This window comes from Flavobacterium sp. B183, assembly GCF_023539155.1.
In the GTDB taxonomy this organism is placed as follows: Bacteria; Bacteroidota; Bacteroidia; order Flavobacteriales; family Flavobacteriaceae; genus Flavobacterium; species Flavobacterium tructae.
In genome coordinates, this window is the sequence record NZ_CP097434.1 from 3,084,977 (window position 1) to 3,109,311 (window position 24,335).

General features: G+C 36.0%; 17 protein-coding genes. 6 read left to right on the forward strand and 11 right to left on the reverse strand.

What is annotated here, in order from left to right; translation table 11 throughout:
- Nucleotides 1-55: 55 nt before the first annotated feature.
- The 4 genes from M4I44_RS13100 to thrA form a co-directional block, all read right to left on the reverse strand.
- Nucleotides 56-793 (reverse strand): hypothetical protein, encoded by a 738-nt coding sequence (locus tag M4I44_RS13100; RefSeq protein WP_249964962.1) that lies wholly within the window; start codon nt 791-793, stop codon nt 56-58.
- 291 nt (nt 794-1,084) lie between these two features.
- Entirely contained in the window at nt 1,085-2,374 is a 1,290-nt protein-coding gene (gene thrC, locus M4I44_RS13105) for a threonine synthase (protein WP_249964963.1), read from the reverse strand.
- A 208-nt stretch (nt 2,375-2,582) separates the two neighbouring features.
- Entirely contained in the window at nt 2,583-3,503 is a 921-nt protein-coding gene (locus M4I44_RS13110) for a homoserine kinase (protein WP_249964964.1), read from the reverse strand.
- 135 nt (nt 3,504-3,638) lie between these two features.
- Nucleotides 3,639-6,086, reverse strand: a complete 2,448-nt coding sequence (gene thrA, locus M4I44_RS13115; protein WP_249964965.1) for a bifunctional aspartate kinase/homoserine dehydrogenase I — start codon at nt 6,084-6,086, stop codon at nt 3,639-3,641.
- A gap of 728 nt (nt 6,087-6,814) precedes the next feature.
- Between thrA and hutH the strand changes: the two genes are divergently transcribed.
- The 4 genes from hutH to M4I44_RS13135 all read left to right on the forward strand — a co-directional run bounded on the left by hutH (nt 6,815) and on the right by M4I44_RS13135 (nt 11,963).
- Nucleotides 6,815-8,329 (forward strand): histidine ammonia-lyase, encoded by a 1,515-nt coding sequence (gene hutH, locus M4I44_RS13120; RefSeq protein ID WP_249964966.1) that lies wholly within the window; start codon nt 6,815-6,817, stop codon nt 8,327-8,329.
- 48 nt (nt 8,330-8,377) lie between these two features.
- The gene (locus M4I44_RS13125; RefSeq protein ID WP_017496503.1) at nt 8,378-9,022 is read left to right on the forward strand and encodes a DUF47 domain-containing protein; all 645 of its coding nucleotides are present in this window, start codon (nt 8,378-8,380) and stop codon (nt 9,020-9,022) included.
- A gap of 31 nt (nt 9,023-9,053) precedes the next feature.
- Nucleotides 9,054-10,397 carry an inorganic phosphate transporter gene (locus M4I44_RS13130; RefSeq protein ID WP_070906679.1) on the forward strand — a complete coding sequence of 448 codons (1,344 nt, stop codon included), beginning with the start codon at nt 9,054-9,056 and terminating at the stop codon, nt 10,395-10,397.
- A gap of 156 nt (nt 10,398-10,553) precedes the next feature.
- Nucleotides 10,554-11,963, forward strand: a complete 1,410-nt coding sequence (locus tag M4I44_RS13135; RefSeq protein WP_249964967.1) for an SMI1/KNR4 family protein — start codon at nt 10,554-10,556, stop codon at nt 11,961-11,963.
- A 47-nt stretch (nt 11,964-12,010) separates the two neighbouring features.
- Here the strand turns inward: M4I44_RS13135 and M4I44_RS13140 are convergent, their stop codons facing one another.
- From M4I44_RS13140 to M4I44_RS13165, 6 genes are all read right to left on the reverse strand, one after another.
- Complete coding sequence (locus M4I44_RS13140) at nt 12,011-13,327, reverse strand: serine hydrolase (protein ID WP_249964968.1); 1,317 nt, start codon at nt 13,325-13,327, stop codon at nt 12,011-12,013.
- Nucleotides 13,324-13,941, reverse strand: coding sequence for an HAAS domain-containing protein (locus M4I44_RS13145; RefSeq protein WP_249964969.1), 618 nt, complete (start codon nt 13,939-13,941; stop codon nt 13,324-13,326). Before M4I44_RS13145 ends, M4I44_RS13140 begins: the two co-directional genes overlap by 4 nt.
- Entirely contained in the window at nt 13,938-14,273 is a 336-nt protein-coding gene (locus tag M4I44_RS13150) for a PadR family transcriptional regulator (protein ID WP_017496508.1), read from the reverse strand. Before M4I44_RS13150 ends, M4I44_RS13145 begins: the two co-directional genes overlap by 4 nt.
- Nucleotides 14,274-14,694: 421 nt before the next feature.
- A complete protein-coding gene (locus M4I44_RS13155; RefSeq protein WP_249964970.1) occupies nt 14,695-15,213 on the reverse strand; it encodes a DUF421 domain-containing protein in 519 nt (172 codons plus the stop codon).
- 117 nt (nt 15,214-15,330) lie between these two features.
- Nucleotides 15,331-16,698 carry a 30S ribosomal protein S6--L-glutamate ligase gene (rimK, locus tag M4I44_RS13160; protein WP_017496510.1) on the reverse strand — a complete coding sequence of 456 codons (1,368 nt, stop codon included), beginning with the start codon at nt 16,696-16,698 and terminating at the stop codon, nt 15,331-15,333.
- A 140-nt stretch (nt 16,699-16,838) separates the two neighbouring features.
- Entirely contained in the window at nt 16,839-19,385 is a 2,547-nt protein-coding gene (locus M4I44_RS13165; RefSeq protein ID WP_017496511.1) for an ATP-dependent Clp protease ATP-binding subunit, read from the reverse strand.
- A 257-nt stretch (nt 19,386-19,642) separates the two neighbouring features.
- Between M4I44_RS13165 and gyrA the strand changes: the two genes are divergently transcribed.
- Both gyrA and M4I44_RS13175 read left to right on the forward strand, forming a co-directional pair.
- Complete coding sequence (gene gyrA / locus M4I44_RS13170; protein ID WP_070906676.1) at nt 19,643-22,291, forward strand: DNA gyrase subunit A; 2,649 nt, start codon at nt 19,643-19,645, stop codon at nt 22,289-22,291.
- A gap of 43 nt (nt 22,292-22,334) precedes the next feature.
- Nucleotides 22,335-23,603, forward strand: coding sequence for a lipopolysaccharide assembly protein LapB (locus tag M4I44_RS13175; protein ID WP_017496513.1), 1,269 nt, complete (start codon nt 22,335-22,337; stop codon nt 23,601-23,603).
- Between the two features lie 171 nt (nt 23,604-23,774).
- Here M4I44_RS13175 and M4I44_RS13180 read toward each other — a convergent pair whose 3' ends face one another.
- A complete protein-coding gene (locus M4I44_RS13180) occupies nt 23,775-24,194 on the reverse strand; it encodes an OsmC family protein (protein ID WP_017496514.1) in 420 nt (139 codons plus the stop codon).
- Nucleotides 24,195-24,335 lie beyond the last annotated feature (141 nt).

Genomic DNA, 24,335 nt, shown 5'->3' on the forward strand with positions numbered 1-24,335 from the left:
GTCATTTTTAAATTAAGCCTAAACCCCAATCGCACCAAACGGTTATTGTGCATAGTTATTTTTTTGTGACTGCGTGCCCAAAAAAGTAGCCTAAGATCAGTAAAAATGTACTTTCAATAATTTTACTAGGTTCAATTCCAATAAACATAGAGACTAATAAACATATAGAAATTATGACTAATAGCAAAGCTCCAATTATTGATGCGATAGATTCTTTTGCCAAAATTGCTAGCCATATTTGAGATTTTTTTTCTAATAAGTCTAGTTTTGTTTTGGATATTTCTAATTGTTTTTTGGAAGTTTCATATTCTCTTTCTTCAGTATTAGCTAGCTTTTCTTGCTCTTCAATTTTAGAAGTTTGCTTGCTAAAATCATTTAATTCATTTTCTATTTTTTTACGCAAATCTTTGTCAGAAACATTATTAATCAAATCTTCTAGAGAATTAATTTTTTCTTTTCTGGATTTGATTTTTATAAGTTCTAATATGTATTTCTTTTTGTCTAAAAGGTTGCGATGTGAATAAAAAGTATATCCAACTATTCCTGAAGTGCTTTTATTGTTGAAATCAAAGTCTCTACCTTTTTCAAAACTAGCGTTACCAATATTTTCAAGTTTTTTTTTGTCTTTAAGTATGGAATTGATAGCCTTCAATTTAGTCTGAAGTTCTTCTATAGATAAAATGTCTAATTCTTCATTAGAATATCCCATATTATTGACATAATTTTCCAAGATATCATAGGCTTTTTTTTGAAGAGCTATACGAACTTCTTCTTCTGAGTTTCCTTTTATCATTTGTTGTTTTAAATTATTGTGTTCTCTTATTTTGGTTATTAATTACGCACAACTCATTTATAGGCTAAATAAATCTTCGCACGTACACCTAAAATCTGATAAATAAGCGAAGTTTTGTTTCGTTTTCGTGCTTTTCAAATATATAGTTTTTTCTTACTATATTTTTAGATTTGATTGAGGAAAATTGTTTTTGGAAGAAAAGAAATCTAAAAAATATTTAAGAAAAGATAATTGAATAAAAAAACGACCGAAATAAATCTCAGCCGTTTAGTATATCAAAATTTAGATAGATTACCCCAAGAACACCTTCAACTCCTCATAACTCCCAATTTTCACACTAACTTTCTCCTCATTAATAACACTCTCAATTTGAGCCGGAATAGGAAGCGTAATTCCTAAAGCAGGTTCAACTACATCTAAGAATTTAATAGGATGTGCCGTTTCTAAGAAAATACCAATGGTGTTAGGGTGTTTCTCCAATTCTTTCTTCAAACCTAGATAACCAACAGCACCATGCGGTTCTGCGATGTAACTGTTTGTGTTATAAATATTTTTTAGAGCAACAAGCGTTTCTTCATCGGTATAACTATAAGAAGAGAAGTCTTTTTCGAATGCTTTTAAGTCGTTGTTGTACAATTCCTGAATTCTAATAAAGTTGCTTGGGTTACCAACGTCCATAGCGTTGGAGATTGTCGCTTTAGAAGGTTTTGGGTCGTATTTACCGTTTTCTAAGAATCTTGGTACAGTGTCGTTTACGTTTGTAGACGCTACAAAATGTTCAATAGGCAATCCTAATCTTTTTGCCATAATTCCGGCACAGATATTCCCGAAGTTTCCGCTTGGACAAGAGAAAACCAATGGTTTGTTTCGGCTTTTCAACGCTTTATAAGCAAAGAAGAAATAAAACATCTGTGGCAGCCAGCGCGCAATATTAATCGAATTGGCTGATGTCAGGTTTTTGTGTGTTAAAGTTTCGTCTAAAAACGCTTTTTTGACCATATCCTGACAATCGTCAAAAACACCATCAACTTCTAGTGCTTTAATATTTTGTCCTAAAGTCGTTAATTGTTTTTCCTGTATGTCGCTCACCTTTCCTGACGGATATAAAATCACCACATCGACACCGTCAACGCCAAGAAATCCACTGGCAACAGCACCTCCGGTATCACCTGAAGTAGCCACAAGAACAGTGTTTTTAGCGTCTTTATTGTCTCTGTTAAAATACCCTAGACAACGCGACATAAAACGTGCTCCAACGTCTTTAAACGCCATGGTTGGGCCGTGGAATAATTCTAAGGAGTAGATTCCGTCTTCGACTTTCACTACCGGAAAATCAAAAACCAAAGTATCCGCAATGATTTCTTTTAATTTGTCTGTCGGTATTTCATCGCCAACGAATTGTTTGATCGCTTCAAAAGCAATATGCTCGTGGCTTAAATTTTCGATTTCATCAAAAAAAGAAGGGGCTAAAGGAGTGATGTTTTCAGGGAAATATAATCCTTTATCACTCGCGAGTCCTTGTATTACGGCTTCCTGAAACGAAACTTTTGGGGCGTTATGGTTTAAACTGTAGTATTTCATTTTTTTTTATTGCTTTAGGCTTTTTTGCTTTAAGCTTTAGGCAATAAGCTTTAAGCTTTTTGTCTTGTTTGCAATTGAAAGCCTTTAAATTATTCAAATATTTTTAATCGCATTTTTTGTCAGACTGAGCGAAGTCGAAGCCTGGGCAAAGAATTTCGCAATGGTTTTAAGCTTATTGCCTAAAGCCTGTTGCTTAAAGCGTCCCGTTCTAAAGGACGCGGACACCATCGGGATTAATCTTTGAAACGTGAATTTCATACGGTAAATTCATTTTTTCGTAAACATCGCTCATGGCTTTGGCGATTTGGTTTGCGGTTTCTTCTCCACGGCTTAGAGCGAAGATAGAAGGGCCGGAACCTGAAATTCCAGAGCCTAAGGCGCCATTTTCGTAAGCGGTTTGTTTGATTTGGTCGAATCCCGGGATTAAAACACTTCGCAAAGGCTCCACAATTTCGTCGTGAAGTGAACGTCCGATTAAGTCGTAATCTTTGGTGTATAATCCGGCGACTAATCCGCCCACATTTCCCCATTGCATGATGGCACTTTTAAGAGAAACGTTTTGTTTTAGTACCGAGCGCGCATCCGAAGTTTTCAATTCGATTTGCGGATGTACCACCGTAGCGAACAGTTCTTCGGGGCTGTCAATTCGGATAATGTCTAAGGGAGCATAACTTCTTACGAGCGTAAAACCGCCTAAAAGGGCAGGAGCGACATTGTCGGCATGCGCATTTCCGCTGGCCAGTTTTTCACCCTGCATGGCAAATTGCACCAAATCCTTGCGGGAATAAGGTCTCCCAAGCAATTCGTTGATTCCAAAAACCGCTCCGGCAGAACTGGCAGCACTGCTTCCAATTCCGCTTCCGGCTTTAATGTGTTTATAAATTTCGATTTCGAAGCCGCAATCTACATCAAGTGTCTCTAACATGGCCAAAGCCGCAACACCTGAAACGTTTTTCTCCGTTTCTAAAGGCAAATCGGCCCCCTCAATTTTGGTAATTCGGACTCCTTTTTGAGCTACTTTTCGAACGATCATTTCGTCGCCCGCATTGTCTAAGCAAAGCCCTAGTACATCAAATCCACACGAAAGATTCGCGATTGTGGCCGGGCAAAATAGTTTAATTTGTGTCATTTGTTATAGGTTCAAAGTGGCAAAGGTTCAAAGGAACAAAGGTTTTGCCTTTTTTATAGGTTCAGAGAGGCAAAGGTTCATAGGCTCAAAGGTTTTTAACTTTGTCCCTTTGCACCTTTGAGCCTTTGTACCTCATTAAATGTTTCCAATTCTAATTACATCCGCAAAAATCCCTGATGCTGTCACAGCAGCTCCAGCTCCGGCGCCTTTGATCAACAGAGGTTGATCTACGTAACGATCTGTGTAGAACAATACGATATTGTCTTTTCCTTCCAGATTGTAAAAAGGATGCTCTTTCGGGATGAATTGCAGACCAACGCTTGCTTTTCCGTTTTCGAATTGTGCTACATATTTCAATCTGGAATCTTTGTTTACTGCTTCGTCATAGATTTTTGAAAAATGAGGAGCATGTTGCGTTAAAGAAGCAAAGAAATCTTCGTTGTTGGTTGTGGCAAGACATTCGGCTGGCAGGAACGATTCGTTGGCGATCGCGTCAATATCCATTTCGTAACCGCTTTCGCGGATCAGGATCAGTATTTTACGGGCTACGTCGATTCCGCTTAAGTCAATTTTCGGATCCGGTTCTGTAAAACCTTGTACTCCGGCTTCTTTTACCACATCGTGAAAAGAATTGTCTTTATCGAAATTATTGAAAATGAAGTTCAGACTTCCGGATAAAACCGCCTGAATTTTATGTACTTTATCACCTGAAGCGATTAAGTTTTTCACGGTATCAATAATTGGCAATCCCGCTCCAACATTGGTTTCAAATAAAAACGGAGCGTTGTACTGACGGGATAAATTCTTTAATTTTTTATAATTGTCATAGGCAGATGAACAGGCAATTTTGTTGCAGGTCACCACCGCGATACTTTGTTTTAAGAAATTTTCGTAGGTTTCAGACACGCTTGCATTTGCAGTGATATCAACAAAGATGCTGTTACGCAAGTTTAATTCCTTCGCACGGGCGATGAAAGCTTCTTTATTGGCGTTTTCACCTTGATCTAAAGCCGATTGCCAGTCTTTTAACGAAATTCCGTCCTCGTCAAAAAGCATTTTTCGGGAATTGGATAAAGCGATCACACGAACATTGATTTTCAGGTTGTCTTTTAGAAACTTCCTTTGATTGTGAATTTGCTCGATGAATTTTTCACCCACGTTTCCAACACCCATCACAAACAAATTGAGCTGTTTGGTGTTTTCCTCAAAGAAGTTTTCGTGTAAAGTATTCAATGCTTTCTTAACGTCTCTTTCGTTGATTACAGTCGAAATATTACGTTCAGAAGCTCCTTGCGCAATGGCGCGTATGTTGACATTGTTTTTTCCTAAAGTACTAAACATTCTACCACTTAAACCCTGATGGTTCTTCATGTTTTCGCCCACCAAAGCGATAATGCACAGGTCTTTTTCGACGATACAAGGATCGATTTTGTTTTGTGAAATCTCTACTTCAAAAGCTCTGTTGATGGCAGCCTCGGCATTTTCGGCATCCGAATTTAGAATTCCAATACAGATTGAATGCTCAGAAGAAGCCTGAGTAATAAAGATTACGTTGATTTTTTCCTGAGACAGTACTTCAAACAAACGTTTTGACGAACCTGAAACTCCAATCATTCCGGGACCTTCAAGTGTTACCAGTGAAATATTATCGATATGACTGATTCCTTTTACAACCGTATCTTTTGACAAAACCTGATCTGAAATTAAGGTTCCTTCAGCTTCCGGCTCAAATGTATTTTTGATTAAAATTGGAATGTTTTTTCTTAAAACGGGCTGAATTGTTGGTGGATACAGCACTTTGGCGCCAAAATGCGATAACTCCATCGCTTCCTGATAAGAGATCGTTGCAATAGGGTGGGCCTGTTTAACAATTTTTGGATTGGCCGTAAACATTCCATTCACGTCAGTCCAGATTTCTAGTTGTTCTGCTTCAAGTGCTCCGGCAACTATGGCAGCGGTATAATCAGAACCTCCACGGCCTAAAGTAGTAGCAATTCCGTCAAGAGTCTGAGAAATAAACCCCGGAAGAATATTAATTTTAGATTGATTTTCGGCAAAATACGTTCTTATCAATTGGTTGGAAACTTCGAAATTTACAACGGCTTTTCCAAAGTTATTGTTGGTTTTAATCAGTTCGCGACTGTCTTTGTAAACCGCATTTTTATCAATTTGTTGATACGCCTGAGCAATGATGTAAGACGAAAGCAGCTCTCCAAAACTTAAAATAGTATCGGCAGTTCTGGGAGATAATTCGCCCAGTAAGAAACAGCCGTCTAACAAAGTTTCTAAATGATTGATGATTCTTTTTACATGGCTCAACAAACTGCTTTGTTCGCTAACCGGAATCAATTCTTTTAAAGTGTCAAGGTGTTTTTTCTCGATTTCAGCAACAATTTCTCTGAAGCTTTCGTCATTAGCGGCGGCTTTTGCTGCTGCCAATTGCAGTAAATCAGTAACTTTGCTTAAAGCTGATACTACAACAACCAATTGGTCCTGCTTTGATTTTTGATTGATTATTTCGAGAACTAGTTTTATATTTTGTGCATTGGCAACCGAAGTTCCGCCAAATTTTAATACTTTCATTTTTGATGTTTTTTAATAAGGCGCAAAGATTTTTAGTAACAAAGGTTCAAAGGTTATCAACTGTGAACTGAAACTGAAAACTGCGACTATTTTTTTTCTTTGTAAATGTTTTTTATGTATCCAATAACTCTCTTCTTCTTAGAAAAAAGTACTAGGTAACCTGAGTGATATGTAAAATGTATACCCCTAAGGGGTAGTAATTGTTGTAGTTGAAATTGTAATAGCAGCGATTGCAACTCTGGTTTGAGTTGTTAGTGTAGAATGATATTTTACGCTGTTACTTTTCATTTTGGTTTTTCAAAAGTACAGTTTTTTATAAAAGTTAAAAACCTTTCCGGTCTTTTTATGAATATTTTAAAAATTCAAAATTCAGCAAATCAATATTGAGCTTTTTGTCAGAATTGTGTGTGTTAAATTGATGGATTCATATAATTATTGGAACTTATCTTTAAAAGAGATGTGCTTAATAGTCTGATTTTTAATCTTGAAAAACATCTAAAAACGTCATTAGTCTATAAAATCGGTAGGAATTAATTGCTTTTGTCGTTTTCTTGTTAAAAAATAGAAGAGTTCTTTTATGATAAAAAGAGGCCCTTGGTTTTGCCGGATTACTATTGTGAAAAGAGCAAAATCGGGGAATTCGTGAGAATCATTTTTTAATTATTAGGAATAAATGTTGCTTTTTAATATTGATTTGCTGAATTTTGAAGTCTTAAATTTTAAACAGCATGAAAGAAATCCATTATATCAGCACAGAAACCCTAAGTTTAGAAGCTTTACAGGAAATTATTGTCAATCAGAAAACGCTTGAATTATCAGAAGAAGCAAAAGTAAACGTTCAGAAATGCCGTGATTATCTCGATAAAAAAATGGCTTCACATTCTGAACCTATTTACGGAATCAACACAGGTTTTGGCTCGCTTTGTAATGTGAAAATTTCAAATGAAAATTTATCTCAGCTTCAGGAGAATCTTGTAAAATCGCATGCTTGCGGAACAGGAGAAGAGGTTCCGGCTGAAATTGTAAAATTGATGCTGTTGCTTAAAATCCAATCTTTGAGTTATGGACATTCAGGAGTTCAATTGCAAACTTTAGAGCGTTTAGTAGATTTTTACAATAATGATATTCTTCCGGTAATCTATACTCAGGGATCCTTAGGGGCTTCGGGAGATTTGGCACCTTTGGCACATTTATCTTTGCCTCTATTGGGAGAAGGAGAAGTGCTTTTTGAAGGTAAAAAAACAGCTGCAGCCGAAGTTTTAAAACACTTTAAGTGGGAGCCAATTGTTTTACAGTCTAAAGAAGGTCTGGCTTTATTAAATGGAACTCAGTTCATGAGTGCGTACGGAGCACATATTTTATTAAAAGCTTATAAATATTCGTATTTGGCAGATTTGATCGGAGCTATTTCATTAGAAGGTTTTGATGGAAGAATTGAGCCTTTTAACGAATTAATCCATTTTATACGTCCTCACAAAGGACAAATTGTAACGGCACAGCGCCTTACTGAATTTTTAGACGGGAGTGAGATTATTGCTCAGGAGAAAAAACACGTACAGGATCCGTATTCTTTCCGTTGCATGCCTCAGGTTCACGGTGCTTCAAAAGATGCCATTGATTACGTTAGAAAAGTATTCAAAACCGAAATTAACTCTGTTACCGACAATCCTAATATCTTCATAGAAGCAGATCAGATTATCTCAGGAGGGAATTTCCATGGACAGCCTTTAGCTTTGGCTTTGGATTTCATGGCAATTGCTTTGGCAGAATTGGGCAGTATTTCTGAAAGAAGAACCTATCAGTTGATCTCAGGATTGCGTAATCTTCCGGCATTCTTGGTGGATAATCCGGGATTGAATTCAGGATTTATGATTCCGCAATATACAGCGGCAAGTATCGCAAGTCAGAACAAACAATTGGCTACACCTTCGAGTATAGATAGTATTGTTTCAAGTAACGGACAGGAAGATCACGTGAGTATGGGAGCAAACGGAGCTACAAAAGCATTGCGTGTTATGGACAACCTGGAGCGTATTTTGGCCATCGAATTAATGAACGCTTCACAGGCGATTGCTTACAGAGAACCTTTAAAATCAAGTGATTTTATTGAAACATTCTTAAGCAGTTACAGAGAAGTGGTGCCTTTGGTTAAAGAAGACAGAATCCTGCATTATGATATTAAAAAAACAGTTGAATTCCTTGACAGTTTTCAAATTGAAAACGATTTGTTAACAATGGCTTAACATGGCAAAATAATATTGAAGTAATTTTGCACTATCAAAAATATAAAAATGTCAATAAACAGTATTTTCCAATTTTTAGTGCCGAAAGACAAGAAATTCTTTCCACTTTTTGAAGAGGCTTCAAGCAATTTAATTGAGTTAGCTTCTAATTTACACGAAGCTGTAAACCTTCCGTTGAAAGAAAGAGAAGTTCTTTTTCAAAAAATAGATGAATTAGAGCAAAAAGGAGAAGACATTACACGTCAAACCAATCTTGAATTGAGTAGAAATTTTATTACTCCATTTGACAGAGAGGATATTCATACATTGATTACTTCAATTGATAACGTTGCCGATTACCTTCATGGTGCGGCAAGCAGAATGAAATTATATCAGGTAGATAAGATTACAAAGTCAATCAGAAAAATGACTGAAATTAACCTTGAAGCTTGTCAGAATATCGATAGTGCTGTAAAAGAGTTAAGTAACTTAAAAAACATGAACATTATCAAAGAAGCTTGTGCCAGAATTAATAAACTGGAGAACAAGTCGGATAACGTTTATAACAAAGCAGTTTTTGAAATTTTTGAAAACGAAACAGACGCAAAAAACATTATAAAGTATAAAGAAGTGTTATCTGTTTTAGAATCAGCAACAGACAAATGTAAGAGTGTTGCGAACATACTGGAATCTATTTCTGTAAAACATTCTTAATTCAATTTATTTCATTCTGAAGTTATAATTTATGACGCTACTTATAATTATTATAGTATTAGCTTTAATTTTTGATTACATCAACGGTTTTCATGATGCGGCAAATGCTATAGCGACTGTTGTTGCGACCAAGGTTCTGACGCCTTTTCAGGCCGTTCTTTGGGCAGCATTTTTTAACTTTCTGGCCTATTGGGTTTTTGGATTTGGTGTTGCTGATACCGTTGCTAAAACAGCGCACACCATGGAAATTAACCTTGTTGTAATCCTCGCAGGAGTTATTGCAGCTATTTGTTGGAATTTATTGACTTGGTGGTTAGGAATTCCTTCAAGTTCTTCTCATACGCTGATTGGTGGTTTTGCCGGAGCAGCAATTGCTCATGCGATCGCTGTACATGGATTTTCAGGATATGTGGGCGAAGACGGAACAACGCATTACTGGTACGAAATCGTAAGCTGGTACAAGGCTGGTAAAGAAGGAGCAATGCCTTCAGGAGTACTTATTATTATTGCTTTTATTGTGTTGGCGCCATTATTGGGAGCATTGGCTTCTTATTTGATTTCGATCTGGTTGTTGAATGCTTCGCGTAAAAGTATTGGACCAAAAATATTTACTGTAGCACTGATGATTGCGACAATCTGGATGGTGAGCAGTTTAATGATTCCTTATTCAGAGATTGTTGAGCATGGAAAACCACGTTTTGAATCTCATTTTTGGAGTGTAGCTTTTGATCCGCACAATATTAAATGGTTTTTAGTTGCTTTTATCATCTTAACCGTAAGTTTGTTTTGTTTGATATTCAGTAGTTTGAATCTTCATCAGGCAGATGCTGCTTTGAAAAAAATGCAATTATTGTCTTCTGCGGCTTTTAGTTTAGGTCACGGAGGGAATGATTCTCAAAAAGTAATGGGTATTATTGCAGCTGCAGTAGCGGTTTATATCAACACTAATCCTGGTGTGCATATGGATTCCTGGTTGGATGTTGTTTTACCAAACGATGATTTAGGTGTAAAAGGAGTAATGCCGGGATGGATTCCTTTGGCTTGTTATTCTGCAATTGCAGCGGGAACTTTAAGTGGTGGATGGAAAATTGTAAAAACAATGGGTTCCAAAATCACAAAAGTAAGTTCATTTGAAGGAGTTGCAGCTGAAACTGCAGGAGCTTTAACGCTTTATTTTACAGAGCACTTAAAAATTCCGGTAAGTACAACACACACGATTACGGGTTCTATTATTGGAGTTGGATTAACAAAACGTGTTTCTGCTGTTCGTTGGGGAGTTACCGTTAGTTTAATCTGGGCGTGGATATTAACCATTCCAATTTCAGCAATATTAGCTGGTTTGGTTTACTTTGTATTAAGCGTGTTTATTAAGTAAAATGATTATTGTAAAATGTGAGGTGTAAACCGCATTTTTTTAAAATATTTTAAAGCCGATTTCAATTTGAAATCGGCTTTTTTGTTTGGTATGACGGGTTGTTTTGAAATTATATTGTATTTATATTTACTTGAAAAATAAAGAAAGTAATACAGATTGGAAACAGACCTATTGAATCAGATAGAAAGAATAAAAAGAAAGTTGCTGCTGGCGAAAAATACAGACAAAAGTTTAAAAGTTTTTGGCGCAGACAGTCATAAATATGCGATTGGAAAAACGGTTAGTGCCGATCAGATTATCCATTTTGAAACCGAGTATAATTTGGAGCTTCCGGAGGATTATAAAGCCTTTTTGCTTCACATTGGTAATGGTGGAAAATCTGATCAGGATGCTGCTGCAGGACCGTCCTATGGAATATTTCCTTTTGGGAAAAATCTGGAGGAATTTATTTATAGTAACGCTGAAAATTGTTTTAAGCAGAATTGTAGAATTTATCCAAAAATGAGTGATGAATTCTGGGCAGAACTGACGCAAAATATTGACGAGAATGACGATATTTCTCATGAAGATTTCGATGCGGAACTCGGTAAAATGTTTGCCGGAATATTGCCAATTGCGAGTCAGGGTTGTTCTTATTATTACGGACTTGTTTTAAATGGGGAATTTAAAGGACGGGTGGTTAATATTGATATCGACAGGCAGAAACCCTTTTTTACTTTTGAATCTAATTTTTTAAATTGGTACGAACGTTGGCTTGATGGAATTATACCCGAAAGTACAATGGCAAAGGAACCAGATTTGTTCCGATATACATTAGGCGGATTGTCAGCTTACATTTTAGAAGTGTATTTTTCGGCAGAGGATGATGAAACTAAGGAAGAATGTCTCAACGGAATCTTAAAAAAAGAGGCATTAGATGCTGAGACTCTTAGTGTTTTAGAAGAACAGTATAAAATAAGTTCAGGAGAAATTCAAAAAACAATACTTCAAATTCTTACTAAGTTTGATTATGAAAGGTCAAAGCCTTATTTAGTCGATTTTTCTAAACAGAGTTTGCTGACTGTGTTTCAGTTTGTATTTTGGTATGCGAAAGGCAAAAGTAGAGACTGGTTAGAGGTTATAAAAGCGAATGCTGATGCGATTGAAGATGATGAAACCTTTAGATTTTGTATTTATTTGTTAAAAGAAACTAAGTTGGATTATGGTGGTATTATCATTCCGTTTACGTCCAATAAGAGTGAAGAAATAAGAGTTAGTGCTTATTACGGACTTGGGCAAATGAGTGATAAAAAGAAATATATCAGTGTTTTTATAGAGGGGCTTCATGATAATTCAAACCGGGTTATTCATGCAACTTTGCAGGCATTGGATGGAGTAGAGGATAGAAGGCTTTTGAAACACTATAAAATGATTGCTGAAAAATTCCCAAAAGAAAAAGATTATATTTTGGCAAATCTCAATCATAGATTAAAAGCTTATGGTTTGACTAATAAAACTATTAAAACGGTTACTATAGATTTTGAAACCGATAACGAGGGCAAGGAATGGTATCAATTTTGGAAATAAAAAAAGCTAGTTTCAATAAAGAAAATAGCTTTTTATTTCAGTACGAGTTATTCTTTTGTAAACAAATAATCTTTCCCGCCTTGTTTTAGAGTCATTTCTTTTTTCTCAGCATTAAACTCAAGAACGATTCCTGCAGTATCAAATTTAAAGATATTTACAGCTGTAGCCTCTAAAGGAAAAGAAGGCTGGCCTGTGGCCTGAGCGATTAAAGCATTGTCTTTGTTAGAAATGCTTATTTTTAACGGAATCTGCAAACTACCATAGGTTCCGGAGTAAGAATCCAATGTTGCGGTAGTGATAGCAATGTTGCTAAAGACAGGCATCTTAAAGGGTCTGTTGAAATACGAATTTAGTGCGCATAACATGATATTGTTGTTGTCGTAGCTCATTCCATTGGAAGTTAGAGCTAAAGCTAATTTTTCATTTGGGAAATAGCCTGCAACAGATCTGAAACCGTCAATTCCTCCCGTATGTCCGTAACTTTTTCTGTCGTAATACGGAAACTCAAAAAGCCCCATTCCGAATTTGTCTTTAATAGTTTTCATTTGATTTAAATGCGCTATAGAAACTACTTTTCCGGCAAAAAGACTTTCAAAGAAAAGGTTCAAATCTGTCGGATTAGAAACCACAGCTCCGGCTCCAAGCGGAATCGAGGCATCGGTTTCATTTTCTTTGTTCCATTTTCCTTCAAGGGTATAAGAATTACATTCGTTGTTGTTCAGATTGATTTTACCGCCCAAATACGTGTTTTTTAGATGCAAGGGCTTTGTGATCTTTAAACTTAAAATTTCGCCATAAGACTTCTTGTAAATGTCTTCCAATATGTATGACAATAGTATGTAGTTGGAATTGCTGTATTGGCCTTTTGTATCAGGTTCAAAAACGATGGTCCCGGCAGAAATGCGTTCAATCATTTTGGCTCTGGACTGAAACTGAGTGTTCCATTTTAAGTAATCGTCATCGTTAGTGAAATCATGTATACCGCTCCTGTGGTTTAATAAATGGCTAATGGTAATGGTTTTTGCATTTTTTACCGTTGGGAAATACTTGTCAATTGTTTGGTTTAAATTGATTTTATTTTCTTCTACCGCTTTAAGAATTAAGGATGCTGTGAATGTTTTAGAGATCGAGCCAATTCGGTATTTGGTCTGGATGCCTGATTTTTTTGCGCTGGCAATGTCATCAAAACCAATAGATTTAGTGTAGATTGTTTTTCCGTTCTCAGATATGGCAATGCTTCCCATGTATTTGTTGTTCTTTTCTAAAAGAGTAAACAGACTGTCGAGTCTTTTGGAATTGAAAGTTTGGGAAAAACCGCTCGTTGTGATAAGAGCGATGAAACAGATGCTGATGATTTTTTTCATAAAGTTGTTTTTTGATTGATTGAATTTTTGAGTTTTAATAATAGGGTTATAATAAAATAAGACAATAGAGTTAATAATAACAGAAAAGGAATAAACCAGTGACCAAGAGCTTCATAAGCCTGGTTTTTAATTTGGTCTTCGGGACTCATTATGCCAAGTACAAAAACCGATAAGGACTCTTTTTGCATATAAAGACCTACCTGAGTAGGATTTAGGATTTTTGCAAAAATCAGGAATACAAAACCAAACAAGAAGAGGTATAAAATCGAGAAAAAGATGTATGAAATACCATTGGTAATGTTTAACGCCAAAGCCTTGAAAACATGAACAGGGTTGAAGGTTTTAGTAGCCTGTTCCAGTTTTTTATCGGCAATAAGAGGCTTTAAAACCTCTTCAGGTGAACCTAATTTTTCGATGCTGTCTAAAAGAGCATCCAGCTCGTTTGTACCGTTTCGGTGTTGAATGGTTTCAAAAATATGGCTGTTAAATTCCATATAAATGTCGTCCTGATCTATTTTGGGTAATGAAGCGGTTGTTTTTTTGATGCGCTTCATGTAATTGTTGTAAATGCGTTGCGAAGCTTTTTGTTCGAATTTGATATCTTCTATTCTCATTGAATGATTTTTTTAATTGATTTTTCGAGATTTTCCCAGTAAATATTCATTTGGCTCAAAGTGGCGATGCCGGCTTCGGTTAAAGAATAGTATTTCCTTGGAATTCCGGTTTCCTGTTCGACCCATTTTGAATCTACGAGTTCTTCTGTTTTTAATCGGTTCATCAATGGGTATAGCGTTCCCTCTGCAATTTCTATTTCGGTATGTTTTCTTATTTGTTCGATAAGTTCATAACCATAATACTCGTGATTTTTAAGCACATTAAGGATTATAAAGGTTAAAGTACCTTTCTTTACCTGAGACTTCCAGTTTGTTACAAATGTTTCGTTCATGTGGCTAATGTATAACAAAATACATAGTATAACAAAGTATGTAGTTAAGTTTTTTGACACAAATACATAACCTTCTGGTTTTTAAATACTTGCGATTGTGTTTGTTTTGATGCTGAATTGTTACATTGCGAAGTGTGAGGACGGTGATAAAAGAAATCTATAAAATCTCAGAGTCAATGTTTAGCACATAGATACATAGTTTTGCGCTTGGAAAAGAATTTATATAGGAAACAGATTTCCTTAGCATAGCTCAGGAATAGACTCAATAACTAAATGAAATCTGCAAAATCTGCCAAATCTGCGTGCTAAAGTTTAATGTATAAAAGTGTAATTTTTTACGAATAGAGATGAATGTGTAAAGAAAGCAGATTTCCTTCGCATAGCTAAAGCGTAGCAGCGACAGTTGTTGGTATTGCTGGGGTTATTTTTGCAAATTCTTTCTATTGTGTTTTCGCTTGTAATGTGTTTGTTTAAGATTCTGTTTGTCTTTTGAAATAATGCTTATCGTGCCGTCAATTTCCAGCATGGCAAGTTTCACATCTGTTAAATGCTCGAGACCATGTTCACGTGCTGCTTCTTTTAATTCTTCGTGTGAAATGTCTAGTTTGCTTAAGGTTTTAAAATCGAGTTCACCGTTATGAATTAGGATTTCAGGTTTGTCCAGTAGTAAATTGCTTAGCCCCTTGTATTTGTGCGTTAGTTTTTTGATAATGTAGTTAATGATAAACAAAGCCAATGCAGCAACCAAACCTCCCCAAAGACTGGTATCCGGACCAACCATTGCATTTTGAACGGAGTTACTAATTAATAAAATCAGAATAATATCGGCAGTGTTTAACTGAGAAAGTTCTTTTTTGCCGAAAATTCTCAAAGCAATAGTCATGAAAAAATAGACGGATAGACTTCTTAAAATAATATCTAAATAAGAGGATAGTATCATTTTCTTTAGGATTTTTGGATTAAAAAAAAACTTTGTCAAAGTAAAACCTCAACAAAGTTGCTAAATTAATGTTTAGACATTAGGTCTAAATGAATATTTTTATTGAAAAAGAAGCGATTATAATTTAAAGTTCTTTTCGATGGCTTTAATCATTTCGCCTGCAACATCTTTGTTGGTAGCGCCTTCAATTCCTTCAAGTCCCGGAGAAGAGTTTACTTCAAGTAATAATGGTCCTTTAGAAGAACGAATTATATCAACACCAGCTACTTTTAAATCCATAGCTTTTGCGGCTTTTATGGCTATTTTTTTCTCTTCGGCAGTTACTTTTATGACAGATGCGGTTCCTCCTAAATGGATATTGGCTCTGAATTCACCCGGCATTGCTTCACGCTGAATGGCAGCTACCACCTTACCGTCGATAACAAAACAACGAATGTCTTTTCCGTTTGCTTCTTTAATGAATTCTTGAACAAGTATATTGGCATTTAAGCTCTTAAAGGCATTGATAACACTTTCTGCAGCTTTTTTGGTTTCGGCTAAAACAACACCTTTTCCCTGAGTTCCTTCCAGCAATTTTACGATTAAAGGAGAACCTCCAACCATCTTGATTAAATTGTCGGTATCGAGCGGAGAATTAGCAAATCCAGTCGTTGGAATATCGATTCCACTATTTAAAAGAAGCTGCAAAGAGTAAAGCTTATCACGTGATTGGGTAATAGCTGTAGCCGAGTTTAGAACAAAAACCTTCAATGCTTCAAACTGACGGGTTAAGGCACAGCCATAAAAAGTAATGCTTGGTCGGATTCTTGGAATAATGGCATCAAACTGATTTAATATTTTTCCGCCGCGATAATGAATTTCCGGAGTTTTGGCATCCAGTTTCATATAACATTCTTTGATGTTCAAAAAATGCATTTCATGTCCGCGCATTTCACCGGCTTCCATGATTCTTTTATTGCTGTACAATTCAGGATTACTGGCTAAAACTCCGATTCTTAGCCCTGAGCTTGCTTTTTCAGAGTTTTGATAAAGTTCTTTTAAGGCTTCGGGGCTTGGTTGTCCTAAAAGATATTTTTCTTCGGGATCAACCAGTACACGTCCGCTCATGGCTTCACGGCCTAAAAGCATTCGGAAACCCATAGAATCTCTGTTAGTCAGTGTCATTTCAATTGGCCATTTGATATCGCCAATTTTTAAATGCGTCTGAATGACATAACGATGTTCTCTAAATCCGCTTGAACTTTTTACAATTCTTTTGTCAACCAACGGAGCTTCACAGTGAATGATGGTTTTAATATTATTCTGAATTGGGTTAATGTCGAATTTTACCCAATTGGCATCATTTTTTATAAAAGGAGCTATGTTTATAGCGTGCATTGCCGAAGTTTTGGCACCGGAATCCACACGAGCCTTGATTGTCGGAATTCCTAGTTCTGGAAATGAGCACCATTCTTCGCTACCTAAAATGACTTTGTTTTGAAGCATACGTTGTTTTTTATTATAGAATTTAATGGCCAAAAATAGCTATTTGCTTTTATTAAAGGTAGCAAATTATTTAAAAAAAATACCCGTTATGTTATGAAAACGTAACGGGTATGTTATTCTTGTTATAAATTTAAAGTAATCTATTGATTCGTTGGCTCTTCGGCTTTATGGATTTCTACAGAAAGTTCCTGAGAATCATCTTTAAGGTCCATTAAGATTTCATCACCTGAATGTATTTTTGAAGTGATGATCTCCTCGGCTAATACATCTTCAACATATTTTTGAATCGCTCTTTTTAGAGGTCTTGCGCCAAATTGTCTGTCGAAACCTTTTTCTGCAATAAAGGCTTTTGCTTTATCTGTAAGACTTAAGGTGTATCCTAATTCTGCAATACGAGTGTATAGTTTTTTAAGTTCAATTTCGATAATCAAATCAATGTCGGCTTTTTCTAAAGCGTTGAATACAATTACATCGTCAATTCTGTTTAAGAATTCAGGTGCAAAAGTTTTCTTCAATGCATTTTCGATAATGCTTTTTGAGTTTTCATCGGCCTGAGCCACTTTAGCGGCAGTTCCGAATCCTACACCTTGACCGAAATCTTTCAATTGACGCGCTCCAACGTTAGAAGTCATGATGATGATGGTGTTTTTAAAGTCGATTTTACGACCTAAACTATCCGTCAAATATCCATCATCCAAAACCTGAAGCATCATATTGAATACATCCGGATGCGCTTTTTCGATTTCGTCTAAAAGAACTACACAGTATGGTTTTCTGCGAACTTTTTCAGTCAATTGACCACCTTCTTCGTATCCTACATATCCCGGAGGCGCTCCAACTAAACGGGAGATCGCAAATTTTTCCATGTATTCACTCATATCGATACGGATTAACGCATCTTCTGAATCAAATAATTCTTTTGCTAATACTTTTGCCAATTGTGTTTTACCAACTCCAGTCTGACCTAAGAAGATAAACGAACCAATTGGTTTGTTCGGATCTTTAAGTCCGGCTCTGTTACGTTGAATAGAACGAGCAATTTTTAAAACGGCTTCGTTTTGTCCGATTACTTTATTCTGAATCAATTCAGGTAATTGGGCTAATTTATTGCTTTCTGTCTGTGCAATACGGTTAACAGGAATTCCGGTCATCATTGAAACAACATCGGCTACGTTATCTTCTGTAACTTCAATTCGGTTGTTTTTAGAGTCTTCTTCCCATTGTTCCTGAGCAACAGCCAGGTCTTTCTCGATGCGTTTTTCATCGTCGCGAAGTTTGGCTGCTTCTTCGTATTTCTGTTTTTTAACCACCATGTTTTTCATTTCGCGAACTTCTTCCAGCTGACGCTCCAAGTCTAAGATTTGCTTCGGAACATCAATGTTGGTAATATGTACGCGAGATCCTGCTTCGTCAAGAGCATCAATAGCTTTGTCTGGTAAGAAACGCTCAGACATATATCTGTTTGTTAATTTAACACAGGCTTCAATAGCTTCTTGGGTGTAAGTTACATTGTGGTGATCTTCGTATTTGTCTTTTACATTGTTTAAGATTGCAATTGTTTCCTCAACAGAAGTTGGTTCTACAATTACTTTTTGAAAACGTCTTTCAAGGGCGCCATCTTTTTCAATGTATTGTCTGTATTCGTCAAGAGTTGTAGCTCCAATACATTGGATTTCGCCTCTTGCTAAAGCAGGTTTGAACATGTTCGAAGCATCAAGTGAACCTGTTGCTCCACCAGCACCAACGATAGTGTGAATTTCGTCAATGAAAAGAATGATATCGTCGTTTTTCTCCAATTCGTTCATAACGGCTTTCATTCTTTCTTCAAACTGACCACGGTATTTTGTTCCGGCCACTAAGCTGGCAAGGTCAAGTGTAACGACACGTTTGTGAAAAAGAATACGGGAAACTTTTTTCTGGATAATACGCAACGCCAGACCTTCTGCAATAGCAGATTTACCAACTCCAGGCTCTCCGATAAGAAGAGGGTTGTTCTTTTTTCTACGGCTTAGAATTTGAGAAACACGTTCAATTTCTTTCTCGCGTCCTACAACCGGATCTAGTTTTCCTTCCTCTGCCATTTCTGTTAAATCTCTCCCAAAATTGTCCAGTACCGGAGTTTTGGATTTTTTGTTTGACTTATTGGCGGGATTGTTAAAACTACTTTCTTTAAGACTGTCATCTTGTCCTGAATCGTCATTATACGATTCGTTTCTTGGCAAGTTTTCTAAGAATTCTTCTTCGTTTGGAGTCATATTTAAATATTGTTCTTTAGCTATGTCATAATCTATTTTTAGTTTATTCAATAGCTTGGTTGTTGGATCGTTTTCGTTTCGTAAGATGCATAGAAGCAGGTGCGCTGTGCTAATTGATGAGCTTTGAAATACTTTAGCTTCCAGAAAAGTGGTCTTCAGGGCTCTTTCCGCCTGACGCGTAAGATGAAGGTTTTTCTTTTCGGCATTTACTTCAACGCTTTGATTGGCCGGACTCAGTATTTCTACTTTCCTGCGTAAATGATCTAAATCGACTGCAAGGTTATTAAGTATATGAATAGCTTTTCCGTTTCCATCTCTTAAAATGCCCAGCATTAGATGCTCAGTACCAATAAAGTCGTGGCCCAAACGTAAGGCTTCCTCTTTACTGTAGGTAATAACATCTTTTACTCTTGGTGAAAAATTATCATCCATAATATATAATTGGTATTGTAAATTTAGTGAATTACTGTTTGAAAAACAAAAACCGTACCCTTCAGGATCTCCTGACAGCTAAGTGACAAAAAAAATAACAATAAAAGCGTTAAAATACGCTTAATTTATTAACTAAAACGTAAAATAAAGTTGTTAATAAATCATTGAAATAAGTGTAGGTAAATAGCTGAAAAAATTTCAAAAAAACGTATCTTGGCACGCTTTGAAACTAATATAATTATTTAATATAACAACTTATGTCTGAAGGAGAAAAGTTAATTCCTATTAACATAGAAGATGAAATGAAATCAGCTTACATCGATTATTCGATGTCAGTAATTGTATCGAGAGCGCTTCCAGATGTTAGAGATGGCTTGAAACCAGTGCATCGAAGAGTTCTTTACGGAATGTATGACTTAGGAGTAACATCAAGATCTGCCCACAAAAAATCTGCAAGAATCGTAGGAGAGGTTCTGGGTAAGTATCACCCGCACGGAGATACCTCTGTATATGATGCGATGGTACGTATGGCTCAGGAATGGAGTATGCGATATTTATTAGTGGATGGTCAGGGTAACTTTGGTTCTGTTGATGGTGACAGTCCGGCAGCAATGCGTTATACCGAGGCCAGAATGCGCAAAATCTCTGAAGATATTATGGCAGATATCGAAAAAGAAACAGTTGACTTTCAATTGAACTTTGACGATACTTTATATGAGCCTAAAGTAATGCCAACAAGAGTTCCTACTTTATTAGTAAACGGAGCTACAGGTATTGCAGTAGGTATGGCAACCAATATGCCACCGCACAATTTAACCGAAGTAATCAATGGTACATTAGCGTATCTTGATAATAATGATATTGAAGTTGACGAATTAATGACGCATATTAAAGCTCCGGATTTTCCAACCGGAGGTGTAATATATGGTTATGAAGGAGTTCGTGAGGCTTTTAAAACCGGTAGAGGACGTATTGTAATGCGTGCTAAAGTTGGTTTTGAAGAAGTAGACGGAAGAGAATGTATTATCGTGACCGAGATTCCATATCAGGTAAACAAAGCTGAAATGATCAAACGTACAGCTGATTTGGTTAACGATAAAAAAATCGAAGGTATTGCTAATATTCGTGACGAGTCGGATAGAAATGGTATGCGTATCGTTTATATCTTAAAACGTGATGCTACACCAAACGTAGTATTAAATACCTTATATAAGTATACATCACTACAATCTTCTTTCAGTGTAAATAATATTGCATTGGTAAAAGGGCGCCCACAGATGCTGAATCTAAAAGATATGATTCATTATTTTATTGAGCACCGTCATGATGTAGTAGTTCGCAGAACGCAGTTTGAATTGCGTAAAGCAGAAGAAAGAGCTCATATCTTAGAAGGATTAATTATTGCTTCAGATAATATTGACGAAGTAATTGCAATCATTAGAGGTTCTAAAAATACTGAAGAGGCCCGTGAAAAATTAATCGAAAGATTCAATTTATCAGATATTCAGGCACGTGCCATTGTAGAAATGCGTTTGCGTCAGTTAACAGGTCTGGAACAAGATAAGTTAAGAGCTGAGTTTGAGGAATTGATGAAGTTAATCGAACATTTGAAAGCCTTATTGGCCGATGTAAATTTAAGAACGAATTTAATCAAAGAAGAGCTTGAAGAAATCCGTGAAAAATACGGAGACGATCGTCGTTCTACAATAGAATATGCAGGAGGAGATGTAAGTATCGAAGATTTGATTGCCGATGAAAATGTAGTCATTACAATTTCACATGCCGGTTACATCAAACGTACTAATCTTACCGAATATAAAACTCAGAACAGAGGAGGAGTTGGGCAAAAAAGTGCTGGAACAAGAGATCAGGATTTCCTTGAGCACATGTTCGTGGCAACTAACCACCAGTATATGATGTTCTTTACGCAAAAAGGAAAATGTTTCTGGATGCGTGTTTACGAAATTCCGGAAGGAAGTAAAACGGCAAAAGGTAGAGCAATTCAGAACCTGGTAAACATTGAAAGCGATGATAAAGTAAAAGCTTTCATTTGTACGCAAGACCTAAAAGATAAAGATTATATTAACAGCCATAATCTTGTGATGGTAACTAAACAAGGTCAGGTGAAGAAAACTTCTTTAGAAAAATACTCTAAACCAAGGGTAAATGGTGTTGCTGCCATTACGATTAAAGAAGGTGATGAGTTACTTGAAGCAAAATTAACCAACGGAGACAGCCAAATTATCCTGGCAGTTAAATCCGGTAAACTGGTTCGTTTTGAGGAAACCAAAACACGTCCGATGGGAAGAACGGCTTCAGGAGTTCGCGGAATTACTTTAAAAGACGATACCGATGAAGTAATTGGTATGGTAACCATCGATAGAGAAAATGTTAACGATTCACAAATCTTGGTTGTAACGGAGAATGGATACGGAAAACGTACCAAATTAGTAGACGATGATGGTGAAGATGTGTACAGAATTACAAATCGTGGAGGTAAAGGAGTTAAAACTCTTAACATCACCGATAAAACTGGTAAGTTGATCTCTATTAATGCTGTAACGGATGCGGATGATTTAATGATTATCAATAAGTCCGGATTAACAATTAGAATGGCTATTGAAGATTTACGTGTAATGGGTCGTGCAACGCAAGGGGTTCGATTGATTAACTTAAAAGGTAAAGATTCTATTGCTGCTGTAACAAAAGTTATGAAAGATGATGTTGCTGAAGTTGTTGTAGACGAAGACGGTAATGTTATTGAATCGGCTATTGAAAGAGTAAAACCGGATTTAGAAGTTCTTGAAGACGAAGGTGTAGTTGAAGATGAGGATGATGAGGATGAAGTTGCAGACGATGAATCTGAAGACGAAGGCGATTCTGATGACGAAGAATCTGAAGAATAATAGAAAATAAACCACTTAAAATTAAATACACAAATTGAATATTATGAAAAGTAAATATGTAATACTTGCGTCAGCATTATTGATTTCAGTAGCTACTTTTGCTCAAAAGGATCAGATAAAGAGTGCTGAGAAAGCATTAAAAGGCGGAGATGCTCATGGAGCACTTGCGATATTAAAAGATGCTGAAAACTTGATTGTAAATGCTAAAGATGTTGAACAAGCGCAATACTATTTTGTAAAAGGTAACGCTTATTTAGATTTAGCAAATAAAAAAGTAGAAGAAGGAAAAAATCTTTCTTTGGCTGCTGAGACTTATCAAAAATTAATTGATACTGAAAAAACTTCAGGAAAGGTTAAATTCTCTACTCAGGCGGCAGCTTCTATTACTGAAATTAAAGGAAAGCTGATCAATGCAGCTATTGCTGATTCTCAGGCAAGCAAACATGCTGATGGAGCAAAAAAATTGTATGATGCTTACTTGTTAGACAAAAAAGATACAATTAATTTGTACTATGCAGCTTCTACAGCAGTAAATGCTCAGGATTTTGATCTTGCTTTACCAATGTACGAAGAGTTGAAAAAATTAAATTATTCAGGAAAAGGAACAAGTTTTACAGCTGTAAATAAAATTTCTGGTAATGAAGATGGTTTTAACAATGCTAAAGATAGAGATTTAGCTGTAAAATTAGGAACTCACGAAAAGCCTAAAACAGAAGCTATCCCTTCTAAAAGAGGTGAAGTTTACAAAAATTTAGCTTTAATTCTAGTTCAAAAAGGACGTAGTGAAGATGCTAAAAAAGCGATTGCAGATGCAAGAAAAGCAAATCCGGAAGATTCTTCTTTGATATTAACAGAAGCGAACCTTTACCTTGAGTCTAAAGACTATGAAACATACAAAAAATTAGTAGGTGAGGCTTTGCAGAAAGACCCAAACAATGCTGATTTAGTTTTCAACTTAGGAGTAATTAGTGCTAATGCAAAAAACACTGTTGATGCAGAGAAATATTACTTAAAAGCAATCGAAATCAATCCAAAATATGCAAATGCTTATCTTAACCTTGCAGCATTAAAATTAGAAGCTGAAAAACCAATCATTGATGAAATGAATAAATTGGGAACTACTGCTAAAGATATGAAGCGTTACGATGTATTGAAAGCACAAAGAGAGAATGTTTTCAGAGGAGTTATTCCTTACCTTAAAAAAGCAAATGAGTTAGATCCTAAAAATGAAGACGTTTCTAAAACTTTATTAGGGGTTTACAAAGCTTTAGAAATGACTGCTGAAGCAAAAGCATTGAAAGCTACAATGTAATTAACGAGAGTTAATACTCAATAATTTAAAATTCCAAATTCCAGTAATATTTTTTATTGGAGTTTGGAATTTTTTTATTGGGATATATAAAAGCTCAATACCTAAAAAAACAAACAAATTCCAAATTCCAATGATATCTAGAATTATTGGAATTTGAAATTTGGGATTTTTTTAAGCGATTAGTGTAACGGACAATGTTATAGTAGTATTTAAAAGTTTAGAAATCGGGCAGATTTCTTTTGCTTTTGCTGCTGTTTTTTCAAATTCCTCTGATGAAATGGATGGTACTTTTCCTTTTAGATCCAAATGTATCAAGGTGATAGAGCCGTCTTCAAAGGTTACTGTGGCTTCTGTGGTTAGATCATCGGCTGTGTAGCCACCTTCGTTTAGTAAAAAGCTTAATTGCATCGTAAAACAGCCGGAATGAGCTGCAGCAATAAGTTCTTCGGGATTTGTTCCAACGCCATCTGCAAATCTCGTTTTAAACGATAATTGTGCATTGTCTAATGTGGTACTTTGAGTGCTGATGGTTCCTGTTCCTTCCATGCCTGTTCCTTTCCAGTTGGCATGCGCTTTTCTTGTAAATTTCATCGTGTTGTGATTTGAATTAATAATTTATTTGGTATTTTGTTGATTGTCAGTAAATAATGTGTTTATCAAATATAATCAATATTTTACAGAATTGTTTTATGAAGTTTAATTGTAGTGTTAAGTTTAAGGCTTTATAGCCGA